At 44.5% G+C, this 22,737-nt stretch carries 30 protein-coding genes; 27 read left to right on the forward strand and 3 right to left on the reverse strand.

All coding sequences use genetic code 11. The annotated features are described in order from the left end of the window. Window positions 1-5: 5 nt before the first annotated feature. Complete coding sequence (porV, locus tag DF182_RS17370; RefSeq protein WP_147243464.1) at window positions 6-1,178, reverse strand: type IX secretion system outer membrane channel protein PorV; 1,173 nt, start codon at window positions 1,176-1,178, stop codon at window positions 6-8. A 15-nt stretch (window positions 1,179-1,193) separates the two neighbouring features. After that, window positions 1,194-1,700, reverse strand: a complete 507-nt coding sequence (locus DF182_RS17375) for a T9SS type A sorting domain-containing protein (protein ID WP_113617117.1) — start codon at window positions 1,698-1,700, stop codon at window positions 1,194-1,196. A gap of 649 nt (window positions 1,701-2,349) precedes the next feature. Here DF182_RS17375 and fusA point away from each other — a divergent pair. The 4 genes from fusA to DF182_RS17395 all read left to right on the forward strand — a co-directional run bounded on the left by fusA (window position 2,350) and on the right by DF182_RS17395 (window position 7,320). Next, window positions 2,350-4,494: an elongation factor G gene (gene fusA / locus DF182_RS17380; RefSeq protein WP_211327158.1), complete on the forward strand. Its 2,145-nt coding sequence runs from the start codon at window positions 2,350-2,352 to the stop codon at window positions 4,492-4,494. Between the two features lie 286 nt (window positions 4,495-4,780). Further along, window positions 4,781-5,557 carry a glycosyltransferase gene (locus DF182_RS17385; protein WP_113617119.1) on the forward strand — a complete coding sequence of 259 codons (777 nt, stop codon included), beginning with the start codon at window positions 4,781-4,783 and terminating at the stop codon, window positions 5,555-5,557. A gap of 2 nt (window positions 5,558-5,559) precedes the next feature. After that, on the forward strand, window positions 5,560-6,324 hold the full coding sequence (locus tag DF182_RS17390) for a polysaccharide deacetylase family protein (protein WP_113617120.1): 765 nt from the start codon (window positions 5,560-5,562) through the stop codon (window positions 6,322-6,324). 396 nt (window positions 6,325-6,720) lie between these two features. Continuing rightward, the gene (locus DF182_RS17395; protein ID WP_113617121.1) at window positions 6,721-7,320 is read left to right on the forward strand and encodes a porin family protein; all 600 of its coding nucleotides are present in this window, start codon (window positions 6,721-6,723) and stop codon (window positions 7,318-7,320) included. Between the two features lie 453 nt (window positions 7,321-7,773). Here the strand turns inward: DF182_RS17395 and DF182_RS17400 are convergent, their stop codons facing one another. After that, complete coding sequence (locus tag DF182_RS17400) at window positions 7,774-8,079, reverse strand: hypothetical protein (protein WP_113617122.1); 306 nt, start codon at window positions 8,077-8,079, stop codon at window positions 7,774-7,776. Window positions 8,080-9,641: 1,562 nt separating this feature from the next. Between DF182_RS17400 and rpsJ the strand changes: the two genes are divergently transcribed. The 23 genes from rpsJ (at window position 9,642) to map (ending at window position 22,623) form a co-directional block, all read left to right on the forward strand. Beyond that, entirely contained in the window at window positions 9,642-9,947 is a 306-nt protein-coding gene (gene rpsJ / locus DF182_RS17410) for a 30S ribosomal protein S10 (RefSeq protein WP_012789286.1), read from the forward strand. Between the two features lie 192 nt (window positions 9,948-10,139). After that, on the forward strand, window positions 10,140-10,757 hold the full coding sequence (rplC, locus tag DF182_RS17415; RefSeq protein ID WP_113617124.1) for a 50S ribosomal protein L3: 618 nt from the start codon (window positions 10,140-10,142) through the stop codon (window positions 10,755-10,757). Between the two features lies 1 nt (window position 10,758). Continuing rightward, on the forward strand, window positions 10,759-11,397 hold the full coding sequence (gene rplD / locus DF182_RS17420) for a 50S ribosomal protein L4 (RefSeq protein WP_113617125.1): 639 nt from the start codon (window positions 10,759-10,761) through the stop codon (window positions 11,395-11,397). A 66-nt stretch (window positions 11,398-11,463) separates the two neighbouring features. Then, window positions 11,464-11,763, forward strand: coding sequence for a 50S ribosomal protein L23 (rplW, locus tag DF182_RS17425; protein WP_113617126.1), 300 nt, complete (start codon window positions 11,464-11,466; stop codon window positions 11,761-11,763). Window positions 11,764-11,852: 89 nt separating this feature from the next. Next, entirely contained in the window at window positions 11,853-12,686 is an 834-nt protein-coding gene (gene rplB / locus DF182_RS17430; RefSeq protein ID WP_113617127.1) for a 50S ribosomal protein L2, read from the forward strand. Window positions 12,687-12,751: 65 nt separating this feature from the next. After that, window positions 12,752-13,018, forward strand: a complete 267-nt coding sequence (rpsS, locus tag DF182_RS17435; RefSeq protein ID WP_113617128.1) for a 30S ribosomal protein S19 — start codon at window positions 12,752-12,754, stop codon at window positions 13,016-13,018. Window positions 13,019-13,109: 91 nt separating this feature from the next. Continuing rightward, complete coding sequence (gene rplV / locus DF182_RS17440; protein ID WP_078666979.1) at window positions 13,110-13,460, forward strand: 50S ribosomal protein L22; 351 nt, start codon at window positions 13,110-13,112, stop codon at window positions 13,458-13,460. Between the two features lie 62 nt (window positions 13,461-13,522). Further along, on the forward strand, window positions 13,523-14,314 hold the full coding sequence (gene rpsC, locus DF182_RS17445; RefSeq protein WP_113617129.1) for a 30S ribosomal protein S3: 792 nt from the start codon (window positions 13,523-13,525) through the stop codon (window positions 14,312-14,314). A gap of 55 nt (window positions 14,315-14,369) precedes the next feature. Then, entirely contained in the window at window positions 14,370-14,789 is a 420-nt protein-coding gene (rplP, locus tag DF182_RS17450; RefSeq protein WP_078666981.1) for a 50S ribosomal protein L16, read from the forward strand. Window positions 14,790-14,855: 66 nt separating this feature from the next. After that, complete coding sequence (gene rpmC, locus DF182_RS17455; RefSeq protein ID WP_113617130.1) at window positions 14,856-15,056, forward strand: 50S ribosomal protein L29; 201 nt, start codon at window positions 14,856-14,858, stop codon at window positions 15,054-15,056. Between the two features lie 51 nt (window positions 15,057-15,107). Next, window positions 15,108-15,368, forward strand: coding sequence for a 30S ribosomal protein S17 (gene rpsQ / locus DF182_RS17460; RefSeq protein WP_113617131.1), 261 nt, complete (start codon window positions 15,108-15,110; stop codon window positions 15,366-15,368). Window positions 15,369-15,439: 71 nt separating this feature from the next. After that, on the forward strand, window positions 15,440-15,808 hold the full coding sequence (gene rplN, locus DF182_RS17465; protein WP_078666984.1) for a 50S ribosomal protein L14: 369 nt from the start codon (window positions 15,440-15,442) through the stop codon (window positions 15,806-15,808). Window positions 15,809-15,971: 163 nt separating this feature from the next. Beyond that, window positions 15,972-16,310 (forward strand): 50S ribosomal protein L24, encoded by a 339-nt coding sequence (rplX, locus tag DF182_RS17470; RefSeq protein ID WP_113617132.1) that lies wholly within the window; start codon window positions 15,972-15,974, stop codon window positions 16,308-16,310. Further along, the gene (gene rplE, locus DF182_RS17475) at window positions 16,310-16,885 is read left to right on the forward strand and encodes a 50S ribosomal protein L5 (RefSeq protein ID WP_113617133.1); all 576 of its coding nucleotides are present in this window, start codon (window positions 16,310-16,312) and stop codon (window positions 16,883-16,885) included. Before rplX ends, rplE begins: the two co-directional genes overlap by 1 nt. Window positions 16,886-16,905: 20 nt before the next feature. Continuing rightward, window positions 16,906-17,175, forward strand: a complete 270-nt coding sequence (gene rpsN, locus DF182_RS17480) for a 30S ribosomal protein S14 (protein WP_113617134.1) — start codon at window positions 16,906-16,908, stop codon at window positions 17,173-17,175. Window positions 17,176-17,291: 116 nt separating this feature from the next. Beyond that, window positions 17,292-17,690 carry a 30S ribosomal protein S8 gene (rpsH, locus tag DF182_RS17485; protein WP_113617135.1) on the forward strand — a complete coding sequence of 133 codons (399 nt, stop codon included), beginning with the start codon at window positions 17,292-17,294 and terminating at the stop codon, window positions 17,688-17,690. A 127-nt stretch (window positions 17,691-17,817) separates the two neighbouring features. After that, the gene (rplF, locus tag DF182_RS17490; protein ID WP_113617136.1) at window positions 17,818-18,372 is read left to right on the forward strand and encodes a 50S ribosomal protein L6; all 555 of its coding nucleotides are present in this window, start codon (window positions 17,818-17,820) and stop codon (window positions 18,370-18,372) included. 91 nt (window positions 18,373-18,463) lie between these two features. Further along, a complete protein-coding gene (gene rplR / locus DF182_RS17495; protein WP_113617137.1) occupies window positions 18,464-18,817 on the forward strand; it encodes a 50S ribosomal protein L18 in 354 nt (117 codons plus the stop codon). Window positions 18,818-18,868: 51 nt separating this feature from the next. Then, complete coding sequence (gene rpsE, locus DF182_RS17500; RefSeq protein ID WP_113617138.1) at window positions 18,869-19,387, forward strand: 30S ribosomal protein S5; 519 nt, start codon at window positions 18,869-18,871, stop codon at window positions 19,385-19,387. Between the two features lie 102 nt (window positions 19,388-19,489). Next, window positions 19,490-19,675 carry a 50S ribosomal protein L30 gene (rpmD, locus tag DF182_RS17505; RefSeq protein WP_113617139.1) on the forward strand — a complete coding sequence of 62 codons (186 nt, stop codon included), beginning with the start codon at window positions 19,490-19,492 and terminating at the stop codon, window positions 19,673-19,675. A 124-nt stretch (window positions 19,676-19,799) separates the two neighbouring features. Beyond that, window positions 19,800-20,246, forward strand: coding sequence for a 50S ribosomal protein L15 (gene rplO / locus DF182_RS17510; RefSeq protein ID WP_113617140.1), 447 nt, complete (start codon window positions 19,800-19,802; stop codon window positions 20,244-20,246). A gap of 78 nt (window positions 20,247-20,324) precedes the next feature. Beyond that, window positions 20,325-21,665 (forward strand): preprotein translocase subunit SecY, encoded by a 1,341-nt coding sequence (secY, locus tag DF182_RS17515; RefSeq protein WP_113617141.1) that lies wholly within the window; start codon window positions 20,325-20,327, stop codon window positions 21,663-21,665. A 157-nt stretch (window positions 21,666-21,822) separates the two neighbouring features. Then, complete coding sequence (gene map, locus DF182_RS17520; protein ID WP_113617142.1) at window positions 21,823-22,623, forward strand: type I methionyl aminopeptidase; 801 nt, start codon at window positions 21,823-21,825, stop codon at window positions 22,621-22,623. The last annotated feature ends 114 nt before the right edge of the window (window positions 22,624-22,737 follow it).

Genomic DNA, 22,737 nt, shown 5'->3' on the forward strand with positions numbered 1-22,737 from the left:
ATTGCTTAATGTGTTATATCTGGGGTTACAGTAGTGGTAGTATGTCTGCCGATGTTGTACATCAGTGAAAATTTCAGGGTTCTTCTTTCTCGTAAACTGTTGGAAGTGGGGATGAGGTAAGCCATATCCAGCTCCAGATTGGCCACTCTTACACCGAGGCCGCTGGTAAAATGTTGCCGGTAACCTTTATTGGGATGCTCATAAAAGTAGCCGGTCCGTACAAAGAAGGATTGTCTGTAAGCATATTCAAGGCCGCTGCCAATTGTAAACTCCCGTAGCTCTTCCTGGAAGCCTCCGGGAGCATCACCGAATGAGGAGAAAATGGCGTTGACAACACTTCGGTCGGGATCTCTGCCTTTTAATATCTGGCCGGAGCTGTCATAGAGGGGTGGGGTAGGAACAAGTAATTTGTTGATGTCTACCGCTACAGTAAACTCATGGTCACCGGTATGTACAAACGTATAACTGCCGCCTATCCGCAGGTTCATAGGCAAAAAGCTTTTCTGGCGGCTGTCGTCTGTATACGAAAGTTTAGTACCAATGTTGGTGATGCTGATACCAAAACAATACCGGTTGCTGAAATCCAGATAATCCTTGCTGTTCTGATAATAGTAGCTGACATCACCTGCCACGGCTGAGGCTGGCTTTTGCTGTAATCCGTTGAAAGAGCCCTGTCCAAGCTGACTGCGGATATAACGCATACTGATGGCCATCGACATATGTGCCCCCAGCTTGCGGGAATAGGCTCCGTCTATAGCAAATTCCCGGGGAGAGTAGTTCTGGAGCGTAGTCCCGTTTTCATCCCGGAAGGTGACTTCCCCGTAGTTAAAATACTTCATGGAAGCCCCGATACCTTCGTTTGCATTCAGATTCTTGTAGGCCGATACAAAAGCCATGTTTGACTTGTAATTGTTCAGCTCCCACATCCAGGGGGAGTAGGTGGCACTTACACCCCAGTCTCCCGCAAATACAATTTTGGCCGCATTGGCAAAAATGGAGTTGGCGTCCGGACTAATGCCTGTGGCGGCATCACCCATACCACTTGACCTGGCATCGGGGTTTACCAGCAGAAAACTTGCGCCAATATTAGGTGGCTGCTGGATTGTTTTTTGTGCATGAACGGCTGGTATGGCAGCCAGCATGCAGGAAAGAAGTAGAATTACTCGATCATGTTTCATGATTACGACGTTTAATTACTGCACAATGAGTTTTTCGAAGTAAATATTGACCCCCACTTTCAGCACAACCGTGAAGATTCCCGCTGCAAAATGGTTGACCGGTATCACTACCGTGGATTTACCCTGTCCAACCTGGTGCATCCTGTTGTACACCTCTTGCCCTGCAGTATTGAGTATCAGAATGGTGATCGCCGCGTCGGCGAGCATCTCAAACTGTATTTTTACACTGGTAAGGGCCGGGTTGGGAAACAGTATGTAGTCTTTTACAGGACTCTTCCCGGGTGGAAGGGGAGGAAGCTCGTAGGGTTGCTGAAATCCCTGCGTCAGCAGAAGCCGTCCGTCTGTAATAGGCAGTACAACCGGTTCCCCTATCGTATATTGAATCAATATCTGATTGAGGTTACCGCTGCCGCCATTACTGCCAACGACCTGCCTGTTCAGGATCAGTTGCGCGTTCGCCTGGGTGCATAGCGCTGCCAGCACCATCAGCGCAATAATGCACTTGGAGATAAACGATGTCATAAATTGTGGAGTTAAAAGGTGTGTATAAGCAATAAGAAGCTGTTTCCGACACCGGAAATGAAGGTCCGGCGCCGAAAAATGAATGCAAACGAAACAGCCACCTTATTGATTAGGAGGAATGTACAGGTGTAGCCATAAATTTTTCACTTTTGGAATGAATAGATAGATTGATAGATTGATGATGAAATGGTGACAGAAATAGATAAATACAGAAACAGACCCAGGATCAGGTATCGCCCCGGGCAAGGTATAGATATGGCAAAATTTTGATAAGCAGGTATGATAAAGCCAGGTAATCTTCTGGGGGAATTAATGCTAGCCAGATTATTCTACATGACAATGACAATATACTATGTGAAATGGAACTTGGGGGATTATGCTATTAGCACTCGATAATAACACGAATATCAACGAATTATCGATCTGAGCAAATGCTTACTTTTCCGATGGCAGATTTTGACTGAAAAATGGTAGGTATCAGTATAAAACCGGTTAAGGTATTTAATACTATTTTAATTTAAATTAATGTGTTGAAACGCCCGTGCTTGTTAAAAAGAAATAACAATTGCACAATGTCGCGCGTTTTATTTATTGCTAAAAATAAATTACCTTTGCCCCCCAAATTGCATTATTTAGTCATTTTAATATTATGGCAGACTTAAGATTTCAAAGGAACTTTGGTATTGCGGCGCACATCGATGCGGGTAAAACCACTACCACAGAGCGTATCCTGTATTACACAGGTAAATCCCACAAAATTGGTGAGGTGCACGAAGGTGCTGCCACCATGGACTGGATGGCACAGGAGCAGGAGAGAGGTATTACCATCACATCTGCTGCTACCACTTGTTTTTGGAATTTCCCAACCTTACAAGGTAAAGCTCTTCCAGACACTAAGCAATTTAAATTCAACATCATCGATACCCCAGGCCACGTGGACTTCACCGTTGAGGTAGAACGCTCCCTGCGTGTACTGGACGGTCTGGTGGCCCTGTTCTGCGCCGTTTCCGGTGTTGAACCTCAGTCTGAAACCGTTTGGCGCCAGGCTAACCGCTACCGTGTACCCCGTATCGGTTTCGTTAACAAAATGGACCGTTCCGGTGCCGACTTCCTGAACGTGGTAAAACAGGTAAAAGAAATGCTGGGTGCTAACCCCGTTCCTTTAACCCTGCCTATCGGTGCTGAAGATACTTTCAAAGGTGTGGTTGACCTGATCACCATGAAAGGTATCATCTGGGACGAAGAAGGTAAAGGTGCTACCTACCAGGAGATCGAAATTCCGGAAGACATGAAGGAAGAAGCGAACGAATGGAGAGCTAAACTGGTAGAAGCCGTTGCTGAATACGACGATACCCTCATGGAGAAATTCTTCGAAGATCCTAACTCTATCTCCGAAGCTGAAATCCACGAAGCAATCCGTAAAGCTACCATCGATATCGCTATCATCCCTATGATGTGCGGTTCTTCCTTCAAAAACAAAGGTGTTCAGAAAATGCTGGATGCGGTTTGCCGTTACCTGCCTTCTCCAATGGACATCGAAGCGGTTAAAGGTACAAACCCTGACACCGGTGAAGATATTGAACGTAAACCAGATGCTAAAGAACCACTGTCTGCACTGGCTTTCAAAATCGCAACCGATCCTTTCGTAGGTCGTCTGGCGTTCTTCCGGGTTTATTCCGGTCACCTGGATGCGGGTTCTTATGTACTGAACACCCGTACCGGCAAAAACGAACGTATCAGCCGTATCATGCAGATGCACGCTAACAAGCAGAACCCGATCGATTTCATCGAAGCTGGTGATATCGGAGCTGCTGTTGGTTTTAAAGATATCAAAACCGGAGATACCCTGTGTGATGAAAAATCACCGATTATCCTGGAATCTATGACCTTCCCAGAACCAGTTATCAGCATCGCTATCGAGCCTAAAACTCAGGCAGACGTTGATAAAATGGGTATGGCACTGGCTAAACTGGTAGAGGAAGATCCTACCCTGAAAGCTAAAACTGACGAAGAAACCGGCCAAACCGTACTGAGTGGTATGGGTGAGCTTCACCTGGAAATCATCGTTGACCGTATGCGTCGCGAGTTCAAGGTAGAAGTTAACCAGGGTGCTCCGCAAGTAGCTTACAAAGAAGCCCTGACTACCAAAGTTGAACACCGTGAAGTATTCAAAAAACAAACCGGTGGTCGTGGTAAATTCGCTGATATCCAGATCGAAATCGGACCTGCTGATGCAGAATGGCTGAAAGAAAATGACGGTAAAGCCTTCCAGTTTATCAATGATATCTTTGGTGGTGCTATCCCTAAAGAGTTCATTCCTGCTGTACAGAAAGGCTTTGAACAGTCCCTCAGCCAGGGTGTTCTCGCTAACTTCCCGCTGGTAAACCTGAAAGTGCGTCTGTTCGACGGTTCATTCCACGCAGTAGACTCCGACGCTATGTCCTTCGAACTCTGCGCCAAACAAGCCTTCCGTGAAGCTGCCCGCAAAGCTAAACCAGTTCTGCTGGAGCCTATCATGAAAGTGGAAGTTCAAACTCCTGACCAGTACATGGGTGACGTTACCGGTGACCTCAACCGTCGTCGCGGTATGCTGGAAGGTATGGACTCCAAAAATGGTGTTCAGGTTATCAAAGCTAAAGTTCCATTGAGCGAAATGTTCGGTTACGTAACGCAACTGCGTTCACTGTCTTCCGGCCGTGCTAGCTCCATCATGGAATTCTCTCACTACTCTCCGGCTCCGAACAACGTAGCGGAAGAAGTGATCGCGAAAGTAAAAGGTAAAGTAAACGCCTAATACATATTTTTTCCATAGAAAAAGGTTGTCCTGCGCAAGCGGGACAACCTTTTTTACTTACATGAACATGCTATTGTCAGTTGCCCTTTTTTTAATAAATTGAGATACATAACCTGCAACTGAACGTACTTTTTGCCAAATGCCAGGGTCCTGATCTTCAGGACCTTTTTTATTGATTTTCTTTCCATAATACTAGGGGGTACAATCTGTTTTTTCGTCATACTAGAGAAAATGCAAACTAAGAGCCTGTATTTTTTTTATTACTGATAGCCGACTTAACCACAATATGATTCTTGAATTAATACAAGTACCTCCTGCAACTGTTAAATACGAAACGGGTGAGCAGATAGCACTGGCACCCGGCCTGGATGTGATTCTGCCCTGCTGGAACCCATCAGGGCCCTGGGTGGAATCGCTGATTAGGCACTATCACGAGGTAGTCCGTCTCATGGGCGATGTCCCTGTTCAGCTGATTCTGGTCAATGATGGCTCGCTCCGTAACTTCACCAGCCAGCATATATCCTGGCTCGAAGCCGCTATCCCCGGTATTATCATCGTCAGCTATGAACAAAACCGTGGTAAAGGATACGCTGTCAGAGAAGGTGTGAAAAACGCACGCCACGCATTCCAGGTATATACCGATCTCGATTTCCCCTTCGGCGTTGACGCTGTCAGAAAAGCATACGACCAACTCCAGAAAGGCCTCGACGTAGTAGCTGGTGAAAGAGGTGCCGCCTATCTCCGGGAACTGCCCCGCAAAAGACGTGTCATTACCCGTATCAGCCGCCTGCTCAACAAAACAGTGCTCCGCCTCAAGGTAAATGATGCCCAGGCTGGCCTCAAAGGATTTAACGCTCACGGAAAATCCATTCTCCTCAATACCACCATCGACGGTTTTCTGTACGATAGTGAATTCCTCTACAAAGCAGGTAAAAATCCCCGCCTTAAAATTGGTGCAGTTGATGTATTTTGCCGCCCCGGAATTAGCTTCAGCGCTTTTAGAATCAAGCTGCTGCTGAAAGAACTTAGAAATTATTGCCGGATTATTATCAGTGCTAACTAACTATGAATCAGGAGAAAAGGATATTGATCAGTGTAGACGTGGAAGAATTTGATATCCCGGAAGAATTTGGACGGCAGGTACCCCTGCAGGAAAAACTGGAAATATCCAGAAAAGGCCTGCAAACAACCCTCGACCTTTTTGATAAATACAACGTACGAGCCACCTTTTTTATCACCGCCTACTGGGCCCAGCATTACCCGGAACTCATCAGGCAGGTGGCCGCCAAACATGAGATCGCTTCTCATGCCTATTATCACAGCTCCTTTTCTGATGCCGACCTGGAAGGGTCGCGCTTAGCCCTGCAGGAAATCAGTGGCCAGCAGGTACGTGGATTCCGTATGCCCCGCCTTCGGAAAGTAAACTTGCAGGCCCTTAAAGAAGCCGGATACCTCTACGACGCCTCCCTTAACCCTACCTGGCTGCCTGGTCGTTACAACAACAGACATCTGCCCCGGACCATGTTCCGTGACAATAACATGTGGATCATCCCTTCTTCCGTTTCCCCTCTCATTCGTTACCCCGTGTTCTGGCTCAGTGTTAAAAACGCCCCCCTGTGGATAACCCGCCACTTTAGTAAAGCCATTCTCAGAAAGGATAACTACCTCTCTTTTTATTTCCACCCCTGGGAACTGGTGGATATCCGTAATTATGCCCTTCCTTCCTATATCAGCCGCATCTCCGGTAATAAAATGGAGCAGAAAATGGAAGGATTCCTGAAATTCCTCCAGCAACAAGGCCGTTTTTGCGCCCATATCGATATGCTGTGACCCACTGTTGAAAACTTGTGCAGATTAGAAGGGGTATCTAGCTCAACAACATCGAAGGTTGATTGTTATAGCTCATATAATAAACTTAAATATTATGGGACGGAGAAGCCCCGTAAAGTGGATTAATAAGATATTTTTATATTTTTTTTAACAAAATGAAAGCTATATAATTCATTTTCAGTAGTTTTGTTTAGTTAAGAAATGCATGTGTTTGTGATTGTTTGAAACGCTTCCTCATACCCAAATTATCCCCTGCCGCTAAGATTGTCTGGTTCATTGTCCAAATGTGAAATATCATTGGCTATGGCTGTAGAACTCAAATCCTGATTTGGGTTTTTGCCTATGGGCATATTTTATTCATTCAGTATGTTAAATGTTAAAACTAAAAAGCACACTATGAAAAAAATTCGTCTCTTAACCCTTATTGCATTCGGAGTATTGATGGGATCAACCGTTAAAGCACAGATCCAGAAGGGAAATATTATGATCGGTAGCAGTCTGACCAATCTCGGTCTTAATTTCCAGAAAGAAAGCACGGTTTTCAGCTTTGACCTTACCCCAAAAGTCGGGTGGTTTATAAAAGACGGACTGGCAGTTGGCGGATACGTGGATTTTGGTCTGACAACAAACAATCCTGGTACTAATACCCGCTATGGTGCTGGAGCCTTCGGCCGTTATTTCTTTGAAGATAAAAATATCAGAAAGCTCGAATTCTCCAAGAGAGCAAGGTTCTTCGCGGAAGCTAATGTAGGCTTTGCGGGAACCAATATCGCCAACGGAGCTTCTACCAATGGTCTTGGCATTGGTATTGGCCCTGGTCTGGCTTACTTTATCACACCAAACGTGTCGTTGGAAGGATTGCTGAAATACGACCTTACTATTGGTTTCGGTAGCTCTACTACCTCTCACAGACTCAATCTGGGCGTAGGTTTCCAGATTTATCTGCCTTCTGCAAAGGCTAAAGCCATTTACAAGGAAGAAAGAAGTGGCAAATAACTCGCAGGCAAGCAAAAAAACGACAAAAACAAGCAAAAAAGAAGGAACTGGCAGACATCGCTGATGGCGGCCAGTTCCTTTTTAGTTAGGATTCCTACTGTATTGAATGGGGTGAACAGAGAGATGACAAATGAACCGATTGAATAATGATTGAATAATGAATAGCAATTACATTTGTGGCGTAACCAGTTGATACCGGTTATTGGGATTGCCGAAAACCATGAAAAGAGTAGGCATTATGTACTTAAATTGTTTGTTATGAACTGGGAGAAATTTATCTGGTGGCTCATCAAACTCCTCTTCTGTCATCGTGATGATGATGATCATCATCCTCGCGGATAATTATCCGTTGGATGATATTGGGATCGCCGAAAACCATGAAAAGAGTAGGCATTATTTTTTAAATTGTTTGTTATGAGCTTCGAAGAATTTATCAGACTGCTCCTCAGATTGTTAGCTTGCCATTGCCACCATCGCGATGATGACGATGATGATGATCGTGGTGGCTGCAAACCTCGTGGTTGATACCCGATGAGATTTGCTCTTAACCCTAGCTTGTTTGCCACCCCCAGACCGCACGAACAATGAGAATGCCGAAAACCATGTAAAAGCGTAGCTGAGATTAAAACTTTTTTCTATGGTCATCGTGTACTCTTTACCTGTAAAAAGGTTGTAATGCGTTGCTGATGTCCGCACTGGGCGGCATTTGGCGTAAGAGCATTTTGTGTTTGTTACCCGCAGAGCCATGACTAACGTCATGGCTTTTTTTTGTTTAGTTCGGTATCCGAATGAATAAAATGAACAGTCTGGTTTTGAATGAATTAATTGAATCGTTGTTTTTTGATTGGAAGCCCCTATTTTGCGATGTGGCCAGTACCTGAGTGGCCATTGGGGACGCTGAAAACCAATAACAGAGTAAGCATTAAATCTTAACCATTTTCGTATGATAAACACAATCTGGGATGCTATCCTGAAATTCCTCCGCACAGTGTTTGGTGCCCTGTAATCCTTACAGATTCAGGGTTTTCTTTGCTTATTTACCCTGTGATTGCCGAAACACATTGTTTTCAGAAGCCATGGCTTAGCTATGGCTTCTGTATTTTAAAGCATTTTTTAGTAGGATTCCTCTCGTTTTTTAATTTTTCAGATAGAAGAAATGTCATATTCATGACGGGCTCTAACCTTCCATGGTAAATGAAAATAGCGTGTTCAGCGGATTGAACGAAGATGTATTTGAAATAAATGAAATGAATAAAATGAACGTATGTTATTCTCTGGATAGGTTTTACTTTTATCAGGTTGGTTCTCCTATGAAGCCAATTGGGATTGCCGAAAACCATAAAAAGAGTAGGCATAACAGGTGTAATTCCATTCCTTATGAATTTACTTAACCAACTGATCGCTGCCATCGTTGCACTGCTGCAATCTCTGCTGGGAGGTCTGTAATTAATGATCCCCTCGTAAGGGAATCAGTCTCTACAAGTGCACTTTTTTTCCCTTGCAACGCATTGCTCCGGGCCACAGGTAGCCCGGAGCTTTTTTTTATGCCCGGAAGGGAAGTAGAGAAGTTAGTTTGCTGCTATGCAAGGCTATTACCAATCCGCTTCGGATACTGGATGGGAATCGCCGCCAGTCCGCTATAGTATTGGAATGAACAGGATGGCCAAATTCGATGATAATGAATGAAATGAACTCATGCGTATTGAGGGATAGCCATTAAATTCGGTCCCGGATATTGAAGCTCCAACTGGGATTGCCGAAAACCAGTCAATAGAGTAGGCATTCATCTTGAAAACCTATAAACCATGGATTTGCTCAATCAACTGCTGACCCTGATTTTAAACCTGCTGAAATCTTTATTAGGTGGTATTGGTAATACTAAACCTTTGTAAGAGGATTCGGGTACTACTGTATCTGCTTTAAACTAATTCAGAAACCGCTTCATTTTGCTACAGCTTCAAATGGCAGAATGAGGCGGTTTTCTTTTTGTACCATTGCTACTTATGCTGCTACTTTTTACTCCGACTCCGGAATCCCGCTAAGCGGAACTAAAAATTTTTTGTTTTGATTTTTGTTTTCCTATATTTGTCGAAATCAGCATGTCAACTAAGCGTAAGACTTAATACGCACAAAATGAATGTTTTCGGAGGTTTAATTTCATAAAAATCCTCTCTCCATAATCCCCCTTTCCGTGACCATGGCATAGTTTGCCAGGCTTCTTTTATTTTTTTCCTGAGAATTATTTGCCAATTAAAAAAAACCGGGTTACCTTTGCCCTCCCAATTTGTAACGGGAAAAAACACTGAAGAAGTTCATTGCATATGTCTCAGAGAATAAGAATCAAGCTGAAGTCCTACGATCATAACCTGGTAGATAAGTCTGCTGAGAAGATCGTTAAAACCGTGCGTAACACGGGCGCCGTGGTAACAGGTCCAATTCCTTTACCTACAGAGAAGAAAATTTTTACGGTACTGCGTTCTCCGCACGTAAATAAGAAAGCGCGCGAGCAGTTCCAGCTCTGCACTCACAAACGTTTACTGGATATCTATACCTCCTCTTCCAGGACCGTTGATGCACTGAGTAAGCTGGATTTACCTTCTGGCGTAGAAGTTGAAATTAAAGCATAAGGACAACAGCAAGGCTGGGCAAAAGGCCCGCCTTTTATTGATTTATGGTTACTGATTGATTATCAGTTAGTAACAATTTTAACAAAAACACATAGGTCGCGCCTTCTGGGCGGCCGCCCAATAAAGTATTTAAACCGCCCATCCTGGGGATAGCTAGAAATCCCCCAGGCGCTGGGTAAAATCATATAAAAAATGAAAGGTATTATTGGTAAAAAGATTGGTATGACCAGTATCTTCGAGGCCAATGGTAAGCAAACTGCTTGTACCATTATCGAAGCAGGTCCCAACGTTGTAACTCAGGTAAAAAGCCTGGAATCAGATGGTTACAATGCAATTCAGGTTTCTTTCGGCGACAAGAAAGAAAAACACACTACAAAAGCTGAGCTTAATCACTTCGCGAAAGCAAGCACCTCTCCCAAACGCTTTGTTAAAGAATTCCGTAATCCAGACGTACTGAAAGCCCTCGGTGAATCAATCACCTGCGAAATCTTCGCTGAAGGTGAGTCCGTTGACGTTGTAGGCACTTCCAAAGGTAAAGGCTTCCAGGGTGTTGTTAAACGCCACGGATTTAGCGGTGTGGGTGAAGCTACCCACGGTCAGCACGACAGAAGCAGAGCTCCTGGTTCTGTTGGTGGTTCCTCTTATCCTTCCCGCGTTTTCAAGGGTATGCGTATGGCCGGCCAGACAGGTAACGAAAGAGTGAAAGTGAAAGGGCTGAAAATCCTGAAAATATTCCCTGAAAAGAATTATATCCTGGTAAGTGGTTCCGTTCCCGGCCACAATGGTTCAATCGTTTTAATCCAGAAGTAACATGCAAGTTGATATTTTAAATATAGAAGGTAAGAAAACCGGAAGGTCTATCGAACTTCCTGAAGAGATCTTTGGTGTGGAACCTAACAACCACGTGATCTACCTGGCTGTTAAACAGTATCTCGCCGCTCAGCGTCAGGGTACTCACAAGGTAAAAACCAGAGCTGAAGTAAAAGGTGCTTCCCGTAAACTGCACAAACAAAAAGGTACTGGTGGTGCCCGTAAAGGTAACATCCGTAACCCGCTCTATAAAGGTGGTGGTACCATCTTCGGACCTAAACCTCACGGTTGGGGTATCAAACTGAACAGAAAAGTAAAAGATCTCGCTAAGATCTCTGCCCTGTCAGTAAAAGCTAAGGAAAACAGCATCATCATCGTTGAAGATCTGGCTCTCCAGGCTCCTAAAACCAAACAATTCGTTGGTATCTTAAAGAACCTCAACATCAATGTAGACGGTAAGAAGACTATGTTCGTCACTCCGGAATACAATGACAATGTTTATCTGTCTTTAAGAAACATCCCTACTGTTGACGGTGCTATGCTGAGCGATATCAATACTTACGATATCATGAACAGCAACTACATCGTGTTCACAGAAAGCGCTGCTAAAATCTTCACCGAAGAGCCTGCAGAAGCGTAAGGGTTGAAAACCAATTAAATAACAAAGCTACAAGCTCACGGCTTAAAAGCTATAAGCTATAAGAAGATGAAACTTTCAGACGTTTTAATCAAACCGGTAGTATCCGAAAAGGTGAACAAATCCACCGAAAAATTCAACCGCTTCTACTTCATTGTTGACAAAAAAGCCAACAAACTGGAGATCAAAAAAGCAGTGGAAGAATTCTACGGTGTGTCTGTACAGGATGTTAATACTGCCGTAATGCCAGGTAAAGCAAAATTCCGCTTTACTAAAGCTGGCTTCATCGCAGGGAAAAAACCGTCTTACAAAAAGGCGATCATCACCCTCGCAGCTGGTGAAACTATAGATCTGTATGCTAACATGTAGTGCCTTTCCGGCCTAAACAGCCGGAAGATGGATGTATATGCAGATCATCAATTAATAATTATCAATAACATTTAACTTTTTAGGAAGTAATGGCACTGAAGAAGTTCAAACCAATGACGGCCGGTACCCGCTGGAAAATAGGCAACGCTTACGCTGAGCTGACCACGGATACTCCCGAAAAAAGCCTGCTCGAGCCCGCTAAAAGATCCGGTGGTAGAAACGCTCAAGGTAGGATGTCTATGCGCTACATCGGTGGCGGTCACAAAAAAGCCTACCGTGTAGTAGACTTCAAACGTGAAAAAGTAAATATCCCAGCTACTGTTAAATCGATCGAATACGATCCGAACCGTAGTGCTTTCATCGCGCTGTTAAGCTATGCAGACGGTGAAAAACGTTATATCATCGCTCCGCAAGGTCTGCAGGTTGGTGGTATCGTTGTTAGCGGTGAAAACGCTGCTCCTGAAGTAGGTAACGCGCTGCCGCTGAAAAACATGCCACTGGGTACTGTTGTTCACAACATCGAGTTGCAGCCTGGTAAAGGTGGTGCTATCGCAAGAAGCGCCGGTGCCTATGCCCAGCTGTCCAACAAGGAAGAAAAATACGCTGTACTGAAAATGCCTTCTGGTGAACTGCGCAAAGTGCTGAACACCTGTATGGCTACTGTAGGTACTGTTTCCAACTCCGACCACGCCCTGCAGTCTATCGGTAAAGCAGGTGCTAACCGTTGGAGAGGTATCCGCCCCCGCAACCGTGGTGTGGCTATGAACCCTGTAGATCACCCGATGGGTGGTGGTGAAGGTAAATCTTCCGGAGGCCATCCTAGATCCAGAACAGGTAAATATGCGAAAGGTCTGAAAACCAGAAAACCGCATAAGAGCTCTGATAAACTGATCATCAGCAGGAAAAACGGTAAAAAATTATAATATTTCGGAATTCGGGTCCCGCTAATCCCGGGACCCGAAATTGGAAAAATCATAAATAAGTAGACATGGCTCGTTCCATAAAAAAAGGTCCTTACGTAGACCAGAAATTAGAGAATAAAATCGTTAAAATGAACGCTGGCACCAAGCGTACCGTTATCAAAACCTGGAGCCGTCGTTCAACTATCACTCCTGATTTCGTTGGTCACACTTTCGCCGTACACAATGGCAACAAATTCATTCCGGTTTATGTAACGGAATTTATGGTTGGCCACAAACTGGGCGAATTTGCTCCTACACGTAACTTCAGAGGACACGCTAACAAGAAAATGTAAATTATAGTCTGAGGTTTGAGGTTTGAGGAAGGCTCAACCCAATCTCAAGCACCAGGCGTCAGACATTAAATAATAAAAGAAATTAATAACAATGGAAGCAGTAGCTAAGCTGAATAATAATCCTACATCTACCCGCAAAATGCGTTTGCTGGCAGACTTAATTCGTGGTCTGGATGTGGAAAAAGCTTTGAATATTTTGAAATTCCATCCAAAGCACCCCAGCGTTCCTTTAGAGAAACTGCTGGTATCTGCTATCGCAAACTGGAAAGTGAAGAATGAAGGTGCCCGGGTTGAAGATGCGAATCTGATCGTTAAAACCATCTTCGTGGATGGCGGCCGCACCCTGAAAAGAATGCGTCCTGCTCCACAAGGTAGAGGTTACCGTATCCGCAAGAGAAGTAACCACGTTACGATTGTGGTAGATGGTAAAAATGCACAGTAAGCGTTTCATACCAAAGAGATAGAAATTAAAACTATTTAAACTAATAGACAAATAACCAGAACATGGGTCAGAAAACAAATCCTATTGGTAACAGGTTAGGTATCATCAGAGGATGGGACTCTAATTGGTATGGCAGCAAAAAAGATTTTGCTACCAAACTGATCGAAGATAACAAGATCAGAACTTATCTGAATGCCCGTATCAACAAAGGCGGCATCTCCAGAGTTGTGATTGAAAGAACTTTAGGTAAGTTGATCGTTACTGTGCATACTTCCAAACCAGGTATCATCATAGGTAAAGGTGGTAACGAAGTTGATCGTATCAAGGAAGAACTGAAAAAACTGACTGGTAAAGAAGACGTACAGATCAATATCCTCGAAATCCGTCGCCCTGAGATGGATGCCAATATCGTTGCTGAAACTATCGCTAAACAAATTGAAAGCCGTATCAACTACAAACGTGCTATCAAAATGGCGATCGCTACTGCACTGAGAATGGGAGCTGAAGGTATCAAAATTAAAGTAAGCGGCCGTCTGGGTGGTGCTGAAATCGCCCGTGCGGAAGAAGTGAAACAAGGTCGTGTGCCCCTGCATACTTACCGCATGGACATCGACTACGCTTCCCTGTTCGCTTTGACTGTATATGGTAAAATCGGTATCAAAGTATGGATCTGTAAAGGTGAAGTACTGGGTAAACGCGATCTGAACCCTAACTTACTGAGCGGTAAAGAAGGTGATAACCGCGGTGGTGGACGTGAACACGGTGGCGAAAGAAGAGAACACGGTGGAGAGAGAAGAGATCGTGGTGGCGAAAGAAGAGGCGGTGGTGAACACCGTGGCGGTGGCCGCAGATAATCTCTGTTGGCAAAGCAATCATTAACAATTACTATTAACATTAACAATATAGACGATGTTACAGCCAAAAAGAGTGAAACATAGGAAGATGCACAAAGGCCGCATCAAAGGGAACGCTAAAAGAGGCGCTACCCTCTCCTTTGGTACATTCGGTCTTAAAGCATTAGAACCTAAGTGGATCACCGACAGGCAGATTGAAGCTGCTCGTGTAGCCCTCACAAGGCATATGAAACGTGAAGGTAACGTATGGATCCGTATATTCCCTGACAAACCTATCACTGCCAAACCATTGGAAGTAAGGATGGGTAAAGGTAAAGGTGCTCCTGACCATTGGGCAGCAGTAGTAAAACCAGGTAGAATTTTATTTGAAGCTGATGGCGTTCCTTTACAGGTAGCGAAAGAAGCAATGGAACTCGCAGCTCAAAAACTGCCCATTAAAGTAAAATTTGTAACCAGCCGCGACTACGTTGCTTAATTACAATCAATTACAAAATATTCCCCCGCCTGCAGCCCCCGCTGCAATCGGAACAAATAAAATACAATGGCAAAAGAAAAGCTGGATCTGAAAGGCCTGAACATTCAGGAGCTCCAAGAGAAAATATCTGCAGAAGAGCTGCGCCTGAAGAAAATGAAATTCGGTCACGCAATTACGCCTATCGAAAATCCCATGAGCATCCGCTCTGTGAGACGCGATATCGCACGTATGCAAACCGAACTGCGTAAAAAACAACTGGGCTTCTAAGCATTCGTATAACAAAATTTACCTCCCCCCGGAGGATTAAATATTTCAACAATGACGACCGAAAGAAAATTAAGAAAAACCAGGATTGGTGTGGTGTCCAGCAACAAAATGGATAAAACCATTACTGTTAAGGTGGAACGTAAAGTGAAACACCCTATCTATGGTAAATTCGTTAAAAAAACTACCAAGTTCATGGCGCACGACGATAAAAACGAGTGCAGCATCGGTGATACCGTGAAAATCGCGGAAATCCGTCCTATGAGCAAAAACAAATGCTGGAGACTGGTAGAAGTTATCGAAAAAGTAAAATAATTTATTATTTGTTTCAAGCTGCTGCCGGCCAACCCGGTGCCAGCCGCTGATAAAACAACAAACTCATTACGATGATACAACAAGAATCAAGACTGAGTGTCGCAGACAACAGTGGTGCAAAAGAAGTTCTTTGCATCCGCGTGTTGGGTAACTCCGGTCAGGACTACGCTAAAGTGGGCGATAAAATTGTGGTGACTGTAAAGGATGCTATTCCTGGTGGTGGCGCAAAAAAAGGTATGGTTACGAAAGCCGTAATCGTTAGAACCAAAAATAAATTACGTCGTAAAGACGGATCTTATATCCGTTTCGATGATAACGCCGTTGTACTCCTCAACAACTCAGACGAACCACGCGGTACCCGTATTTTCGGTCCGGTTGCCCGTGAACTGAGAGACAAGGGTTATATGAAAATTATCTCCCTCGCTCCTGAGGTATTATAAGATTTGTTAATTTATCCATTTTGGTATTCCGGGTTTTTCTCAGGAATACCAAAATGGATAAATGTCAAAATATTTCTTATCTTTGCAGCCCGTTTGCAAAACGACAAAACATTAATCAAGCGAAACAACTGTTTCGCTTGGCGTTTATAAATAAATCAAAGTGATGAAAACTAGATTTAAGCCTAAATTCAACATTAAGAAGGGCGACCTGGTTGCGGTGATTGCCGGCGACGACAAGGACAGGACTAAAGCACGCAAAGTGCTGGAAGTTCACCCAGACAAAGGCCGCGTTCTTGTAGAAGGCGTTAACATTATTACCAAGCATACCAAGCCTACTGCTCAGAACACCAAAGGTGGTATCGTAAAGCAGGAAGCTCCGATTGCTATCTCCAACGTGATGCTGTGGGATGCCAAAGCTGGTAAACCTACCCGTGTAAACAGACAGCGGGAAAACGGTAAATTAATTCGTATCGCTAAAAAATCAGGGGAGGTAATTAAATAATGGCTAACACTAAATATACTCCAAGACTGCAGAAAAAATACCTCGACGAAGTGGCTCCTGCGCTGATGAAGAAATTCGCTTACAAAAGCGTAATGGAAGTTCCCCGTCTGGTAAAAATTTGCCTGAACCAGGGTATCAATGGCGCAGTAGGTGATAAAAAACTGGTTGACATCGCTGTAGATGAAATGACCCGTATCTCTGGCCAGAAAGCAGTAGCTACCCTGTCCAAAAAAGATATCTCCAACTTCAAACTCAGGAAAAACATGCCTATCGGCGCCCGCGTAACACTGCGCAGCACCAATATGTTCGACTTCCTGGACCGCCTGGTATCTGTATCCCTGCCTCGTGTACGTGACTTCAAAGGTGTTAACGAAAAAGCTTTCGACGGTCGCGGTAACTACACCATGGGTATCACCGAACAAATCATCTTCCCTGAGATCGATATCGATAAAGTAACAAAAATGTCCGGTATGGATATCACTTTCGTTACTACGGCTAAAACCAACGAAGAAGCTTACGAGCTGCTGAAAGAAATGGGTATGCCGTTCAGGAATATGAAAAAAGATAATCAGTAATTCGAAACGATAATATAATTATGGCAAAAGAATCCGTAAAAGCCAGACAAAGGAAAAGAGAAGCCATGGTAGCAAAATTCGCTGAAAAGCGTGCTGCCCTGAAAGCTGCCGGTGACTACATGGCACTGGATCAACTTCCTAAAAACGCTTCTCCTGTTCGTCTGAAAAACAGATGCCAGCTGACCGGTCGTCCTAAAGGATACATGCGTCACTTCGGCCTCTGCAGGAACATGTTCCGCGACCTGGCACTCGCAGGTAAAATCCCTGGCGTAACAAAAGCCAGCTGGTAATTCCCTGATTTGGATAACTGGTAACGACCGGTTATCTGAATCATCATTTAAGTTATTTGATTCCCATCTTTTTCGATTGGATATCGCATTGTAAACATTATCAAACTATTTAAACAATGGTTACTGATCCAATAGCAGACTTCCTGACCAGAATCCGGAACGCGCAAATGGCCACTCACAGGATCGTGGAAATTCCAGCTTCCAAGCTGAAAAAACGTATCACAGAAATTCTGTACGACAAAGGTTATATCCTGAAGTACAAATTTGAAGAAGATAACAAACAAGGCGTTATCAAAATCGCCCTGAAATACGATCTTCAAACTAAAGAGCCCGCTATCAAGGAACTGCAACGCATCAGCCGTCCAGGTCTGCGTCAGTACGCTAAACCGGAAGACTTCAAACGCGTTAAAAATGGCCTCGGCGTGGCTATCATCTCCACCTCCAAAGGTGTAATGACCGACAAAGAAGCTAAAGCTCAGAACGTAGGCGGCGAAGTAGTTTGCTACGTTTATTAATATATTGGTTTACAGGTGGTTATGCTACCTGTAAACCCAAACGGCTATCTGACAATTAAGCTTTCTATACGGCGCTGAACACGGATAACCGATCAAACAATATCAAAAATATACTTAAACTCAAGTTATGTCACGTATAGGTAAAGCTCCTATCAAATTAGCAAGCGGTGTTACTGTTACTGTTTCCCCTGCTAATGAAATAACCGTAAAAGGTCCTAAAGGTGAACTGAAAAGATCCATCGACAGAGACCTGAAAGTAGAGGTGAAAGACGGAGTATTGACTGTAGTTCGTCCTACTGACCAGATCCGCCACAAAGCACTGCACGGTCTGTACCGCGCACTGATCTCCAACATGGTGGTTGGTGTTACTGAAGGCTTCAAAAAACAACTCGAACTCGTGGGTGTGGGTTACAAAGCTGCCAACAATGGTCAGCTGCTGGATCTGGCTCTGGGTTACTCTCACAATATCATCATCGAAATTCCAAAAGAATTGAAAGTGGCTACCCTGACTGAAAAAGGTCAGAACCCTAAAATTATGCTGGAAGGTATCGACAACCAACTGCTGGGCCAGGTAGCGGCTAAAATCCGTAGCCTCCGCAAACCAGAGCCTTACAAAGGTAAAGGTGTTCGCTACAGTGATGAAGTGGTTCGCAAGAAAGCTGGTAAGTCAGCAGGTAAATAATTTTTTTAACCAGCTGATCAGCCAATGGCTGATTAGCTGGTTTTAACAATATATCCCGGCAGCATCGGGATAAACAAAATAAAACTCAACAATGAGCACAAAAGTTAGCAGAAGGGATAAAATCCGCTACCGTATCCGTAAAAAGATCTCCGGTACTGCCAGAACACCGAGATTATCTGTGTTTCGCAGCAACAGCGATATCTATGTACAGCTGATCGATGATACCAACGGTACTACCCTGGCATCAGCTTCTTCCCGTGATAAGGATATCAAGGCACAGTCTGGTACCAAATCCGAAAAATCCAAAATGGTAGGCGCTGCCCTGGCTCAGAAAGCCGTTGCTTTAGGCCTCACCAAATGCATTTTCGACAGAAGCGGATATTTATATCATGGCCGCGTTAAAAGTGTAGCGGACGGCGCAAGAGAAGGCGGTCTCCAGTTCTAATTCCTGGATCCGAATTTTATCATTCTGAACAAGTAATTCTTATAAAACAAAATGGCAAAGAATTCATTCAATAAAGTAAAGGCCGGTGATCTGGAGCTGAAAGAAAAAGTGGTAGCGATCAACCGTGTTACTAAAACCACCAAAGGCGGTCGTACTTTCAGTTTCTCCGCTCTGGTAGTAGTAGGTAACGAAAACGGCGTTGTTGGTCACGGTCTTGGTAAAGCTAAAGAAGTACAACAGGCTATCACCAAAGGTATAGACGATGCTAAAAAGAACCTGATCAAGGTTCCTGTTATGCACGGTACTATCCCTCACGACCAGTTTGCTAAAGAAGGTGCTGCCAAAGTATTGATCAAACCTGCTGCTCATGGTACAGGTGTGATCGCGGGTGGTTCTATGCGTGCAGTACTGGAAAGCGCTGGCGTTACGGACGTTTTGGCTAAATCCCTGGGTTCTGCCAATCCGCACAACGTGGTTAAAGCTACTTTCAAAGCACTGGGCATGTTACGCGAACCAATCAGCGTAGCTAGAACCAGAACTGTTTCCCTGAAGAAAGTTTTCAACGGTTAATCCTTTCATAAGGTTCAACCTTCAGAAAACATATATCTCATGGGATATATTGACACTCATTATTAACAATTAAATTACTCCGCCAATGGCGGATAGGGATTTATGGCAAAGATTAAGATCACTCAAGTGAAAAGTGGTATAGACCGTCCTGAAAGGCAGAAACTGACCTTGAAGGCACTGGGGCTGACTAAAATGAACGCTACTGTTGAGGTAGAAGCTACTCCTCAGGTCCTGGGAATGGTTCGTAAAGTAGACCATCTGGTAAAAGTAGAAGCAGTTAACGCTTAATTTAAGTAACACTGCTGTGGGATTGTCCGTTGACAATCTTACTTTTACATTTGTATCTTTACAAAGACACTTTTTTATATTTAATGCGAGCGGTTAATTTCCGCGTAAGTAAAAACAATTAATTATGAATCTGCATTCATTAAAGCCTGCACAAGGCGCCGTACATAAAGAAAAACGTCTCGGACGTGGTGAGGCTTCCGGTAAAGGTGGTACCTCTACAAAAGGTAACAAAGGTATCCAGCAACGCGCCGGTTACGCCAGTAAAAGAGGCTTTGAAGGTGGCCAGATGCCTATCCAGCGCCGTATGCCTAAACGCGGTTTCAAAAACAACAACCGTGAGGAATACACCATCTTCAACCTGGGTCAGCTCGATCATCTCGTTGAAAAATATGGCCTGCAGGAATTCAATCTCGAAAACCTGTACATGAACGGCCTGGTTAACAGAACCGCCAAAGTTAAGATACTGGCTAATGGCGAACTGAAAACCAAGGTGACTGTTAAAGTGAACGCGATTAGTGAGAAAGCTAAACAGGCCATCGAATCTGCAGGTGGATCAGTAGAACTGGTATAAGACTTTACGACTGAGGAGACGCCTACGGAGTAGTGCGTCTTTTCATATTTAATAGCGCTATTAAACCTTTATCTTCCTGTGAAGAAATTTATCGAAACGATTAAGAATATCTGGAGTATCGAGGACCTGCGTAATCGCATCTTAACTACCCTGCTCCTGGTCCTCATTTACCGTGTGGGATCTTATATAGCTTTGCCCGGTATTGATGCAAACGCGCTCACTAACTTTGAAAAAAATTCTAACCAGGGAATTCTGGGACTGGTAAACATGTTTGCCGGTGGATCGTTTTCAAGGGCCTCCATTTTTGCACTGGGTATCATGCCCTACATTTCTGCGTCAATTGCTATTCAGCTGTTAACCATAGCTGTACCTTATTTCCAGAAACTGCAGAAGGAAGGTGAAAGCGGACGTAAAAAAATCAATCAGTATACCCGCATACTTACTGTGTTGGTAACCGGATTCCAGGCAAGTGCTTACGTAGCTTATCTGCGTAATCAGTCAGGTGGCGCTATTATACCCGAATATGGTACCTTCTTCTTCTGGCTCTCTACCACCATCGTCCTTACAGCAGGAACCCTGTTTGTAATGTGGCTGGGTGAAAAGATCACAGATAAAGGTATCGGTAACGGTACTTCCATTATCATCATGATGGGTATCCTCGCCCGCCTTCCGCAAGCCATCATCGCTGAATTCTCCAGCAAAGTGGCAGGCTCCGGTGGTCCGATCCTCTTCCTGATTGAAATTGCAGTCTTTATCATGATTACCGTGGGTCTGATCCTGCTCGTACAAGGTACCAGGAAAATACCCGTTAACTACGCCAAACGTATTGTGGGCAACAAACAGTATGGTGGTGTACGCCAGTTCATCCCCCTCAAGGTGAATGCAGCCGGTGTAATGCCTATCATCTTTGCCCAGGCTATCATGTTCATCCCTGCTACAGCGATCGGTTTTGCTACCAACTCTGAAAGCGCTTCCGGTTTCATCCGTGTTTTCAGTGACCATACCAATGGCTGGTACAACCTGATCTATGCTGTACTCGTGATTGTATTCACTTACTTCTATACTGCGCTGATTTTCAACCCCACTCAAATGGCGGATGAAATGAAACGCAACAATGGTTTCGTTCCCGGTGTTAAACCAGGAAAAGCTACCGCCGATTATATCGGTGCTGTGATGGACCGCATTACCCTCCCGGGCGCATTTTTCCTGGCCCTCGTGGGTATCATGCCAGGCCTGGCTGCAGCATTCAAGGTTAACAGCAACTTCGCCACCTTCTTCGGTGGTACCTCCCTGCTCATCATGGTAGGTGTTATCCTGGATACTTTGCAGCAGATCGAAAGCCAGCTCCTGATGCGCCACTACGATGGCCTCATGAGCACCGGCCGTATCAAGGGCAGAACAGCCCCGGCTAATGCATAAGTAATTGTCTGTGGGTCTTAAAAGCCCGTTCCGACAAACGCAATAAAATAGCCACAGAAGCTTCTACGCTTTGGTGGCTATTATATTTTGTTAAAGCCGCCAGCTCCCGCGGTTTTATAACCGCCCTGAAAGAGCTGACAGCAAAAGTTTACTAAAGATGATTCATTATAAGACGAAGGAAGAAATAGAGCTGATCCGCAAAAGCGCACTCCTCCTCAGTGCAGCCCTGGCAGAAGTGGCCAAAGCCCTGAAGCCCGGCATGAGCACCCTCGATGTAGACGCTGTGGCCGACAGGTTTATTGTGGAAAACGGGGCTGTGCCCTCCTTTAAAAACTATAAAGGCTTCCCCAATGCCTGCTGTATTTCTGTGAACGAGGAAGTGGTACACGGTATACCCAACAAATATGTGCTGAAAGACGGTGATATCCTCACCGTAGACGTAGGCGTATATATGAACGGTTTCCATGCCGATAGCGCTTATACCTTTGGTATCGGCAACGTAGCAGAGAATATACGCCGCCTTATGGGGGCTACCAAGGCTTCCCTGTACAAAGGCATCGAAAAGGCCATTGTAGGCAACCGGGTTGGTGATATCTCCTATGCAATACAGGAATATACCGAAAAAGAACGCGGATATGGCGTCGTAAGGGAACTGGTAGGGCATGGCCTGGGCCGTAACCTCCACGAAGATCCGCAGGTGCCTAACTATGGTAAACGTGGCAGCGGGCCTGTGATGAAAGAAGGACTGGTGATCGCCATCGAACCGATGATCAACCTGCGCAGCAAAGACGTGGAATACCTGGAAGATGGATGGACAGTGGCTACCCGTGATAAAAGTCCTTCCGTACATTTCGAGCATACCGTGGCAGTAGGAAAAGGAAGGGCAGATGTGTTGTCTTCCTTTACTGAAATCGAAAAAGCAGAAAAAAATAACCCGGAGCTGAATTCAAATTACTAAAAACTATTAGTGTATTTGGTTCATAGTTAAGGGGTTTTAAATAACGATTGACAGGCATTGATACCCGGATCGGCAATATTAATAATAATTCAGGTAAATTTTTCTATTTCAAAA

Origin of the sequence: Chitinophaga flava (assembly GCF_003308995.1) — a bacterium.
GTDB classification, from domain to species: Bacteria; Bacteroidota; Bacteroidia; order Chitinophagales; family Chitinophagaceae; genus Chitinophaga; species Chitinophaga flava.

Coding starts and splice junctions, on each gene's coding strand:
- DF182_RS17375 (WP_113617117.1), bottom strand. CDS start 1,700: ATGACATCGTTTATCTCCAAGTGCATTATTGCGCTGATGGTGCTGGCA.
- rpsE (WP_113617138.1), top strand. CDS start 18,869: ATGGCAAAGAATTCATTCAATAAAGTAAAGGCCGGTGATCTGGAGCTG.
- rplO (WP_113617140.1), top strand. CDS start 19,800: ATGAATCTGCATTCATTAAAGCCTGCACAAGGCGCCGTACATAAAGAA.
- rpsC (WP_113617129.1), top strand. CDS start 13,523: ATGGGTCAGAAAACAAATCCTATTGGTAACAGGTTAGGTATCATCAGA.
- rpsH (WP_113617135.1), top strand. CDS start 17,292: ATGGTTACTGATCCAATAGCAGACTTCCTGACCAGAATCCGGAACGCG.
- rpsN (WP_113617134.1), top strand. CDS start 16,906: ATGGCAAAAGAATCCGTAAAAGCCAGACAAAGGAAAAGAGAAGCCATG.
- rplP (WP_078666981.1), top strand. CDS start 14,370: ATGTTACAGCCAAAAAGAGTGAAACATAGGAAGATGCACAAAGGCCGC.
- DF182_RS17385 (WP_113617119.1), top strand. CDS start 4,781: ATGATTCTTGAATTAATACAAGTACCTCCTGCAACTGTTAAATACGAA.
- rpsS (WP_113617128.1), top strand. CDS start 12,752: ATGGCTCGTTCCATAAAAAAAGGTCCTTACGTAGACCAGAAATTAGAG.
- fusA (WP_211327158.1), top strand. CDS start 2,350: ATGGCAGACTTAAGATTTCAAAGGAACTTTGGTATTGCGGCGCACATC.
- rpmD (WP_113617139.1), top strand. CDS start 19,490: ATGGCAAAGATTAAGATCACTCAAGTGAAAAGTGGTATAGACCGTCCT.
- rplD (WP_113617125.1), top strand. CDS start 10,759: ATGCAAGTTGATATTTTAAATATAGAAGGTAAGAAAACCGGAAGGTCT.
- rplE (WP_113617133.1), top strand. CDS start 16,310: ATGGCTAACACTAAATATACTCCAAGACTGCAGAAAAAATACCTCGAC.
- rplW (WP_113617126.1), top strand. CDS start 11,464: ATGAAACTTTCAGACGTTTTAATCAAACCGGTAGTATCCGAAAAGGTG.
- rplV (WP_078666979.1), top strand. CDS start 13,110: ATGGAAGCAGTAGCTAAGCTGAATAATAATCCTACATCTACCCGCAAA.
- rplN (WP_078666984.1), top strand. CDS start 15,440: ATGATACAACAAGAATCAAGACTGAGTGTCGCAGACAACAGTGGTGCA.
- DF182_RS17395 (WP_113617121.1), top strand. CDS start 6,721: ATGAAAAAAATTCGTCTCTTAACCCTTATTGCATTCGGAGTATTGATG.
- rpsJ (WP_012789286.1), top strand. CDS start 9,642: ATGTCTCAGAGAATAAGAATCAAGCTGAAGTCCTACGATCATAACCTG.
- rpsQ (WP_113617131.1), top strand. CDS start 15,108: ATGACGACCGAAAGAAAATTAAGAAAAACCAGGATTGGTGTGGTGTCC.
- map (WP_113617142.1), top strand. CDS start 21,823: ATGATTCATTATAAGACGAAGGAAGAAATAGAGCTGATCCGCAAAAGC.
- porV (WP_147243464.1), bottom strand. CDS start 1,178: ATGAAACATGATCGAGTAATTCTACTTCTTTCCTGCATGCTGGCTGCC.
- DF182_RS17390 (WP_113617120.1), top strand. CDS start 5,560: ATGAATCAGGAGAAAAGGATATTGATCAGTGTAGACGTGGAAGAATTT.
- rplC (WP_113617124.1), top strand. CDS start 10,140: ATGAAAGGTATTATTGGTAAAAAGATTGGTATGACCAGTATCTTCGAG.
- DF182_RS17400 (WP_113617122.1), bottom strand. CDS start 8,079: ATGACGTTAGTCATGGCTCTGCGGGTAACAAACACAAAATGCTCTTAC.
- rplF (WP_113617136.1), top strand. CDS start 17,818: ATGTCACGTATAGGTAAAGCTCCTATCAAATTAGCAAGCGGTGTTACT.
- rplR (WP_113617137.1), top strand. CDS start 18,464: ATGAGCACAAAAGTTAGCAGAAGGGATAAAATCCGCTACCGTATCCGT.
- rplB (WP_113617127.1), top strand. CDS start 11,853: ATGGCACTGAAGAAGTTCAAACCAATGACGGCCGGTACCCGCTGGAAA.
- rplX (WP_113617132.1), top strand. CDS start 15,972: ATGAAAACTAGATTTAAGCCTAAATTCAACATTAAGAAGGGCGACCTG.
- rpmC (WP_113617130.1), top strand. CDS start 14,856: ATGGCAAAAGAAAAGCTGGATCTGAAAGGCCTGAACATTCAGGAGCTC.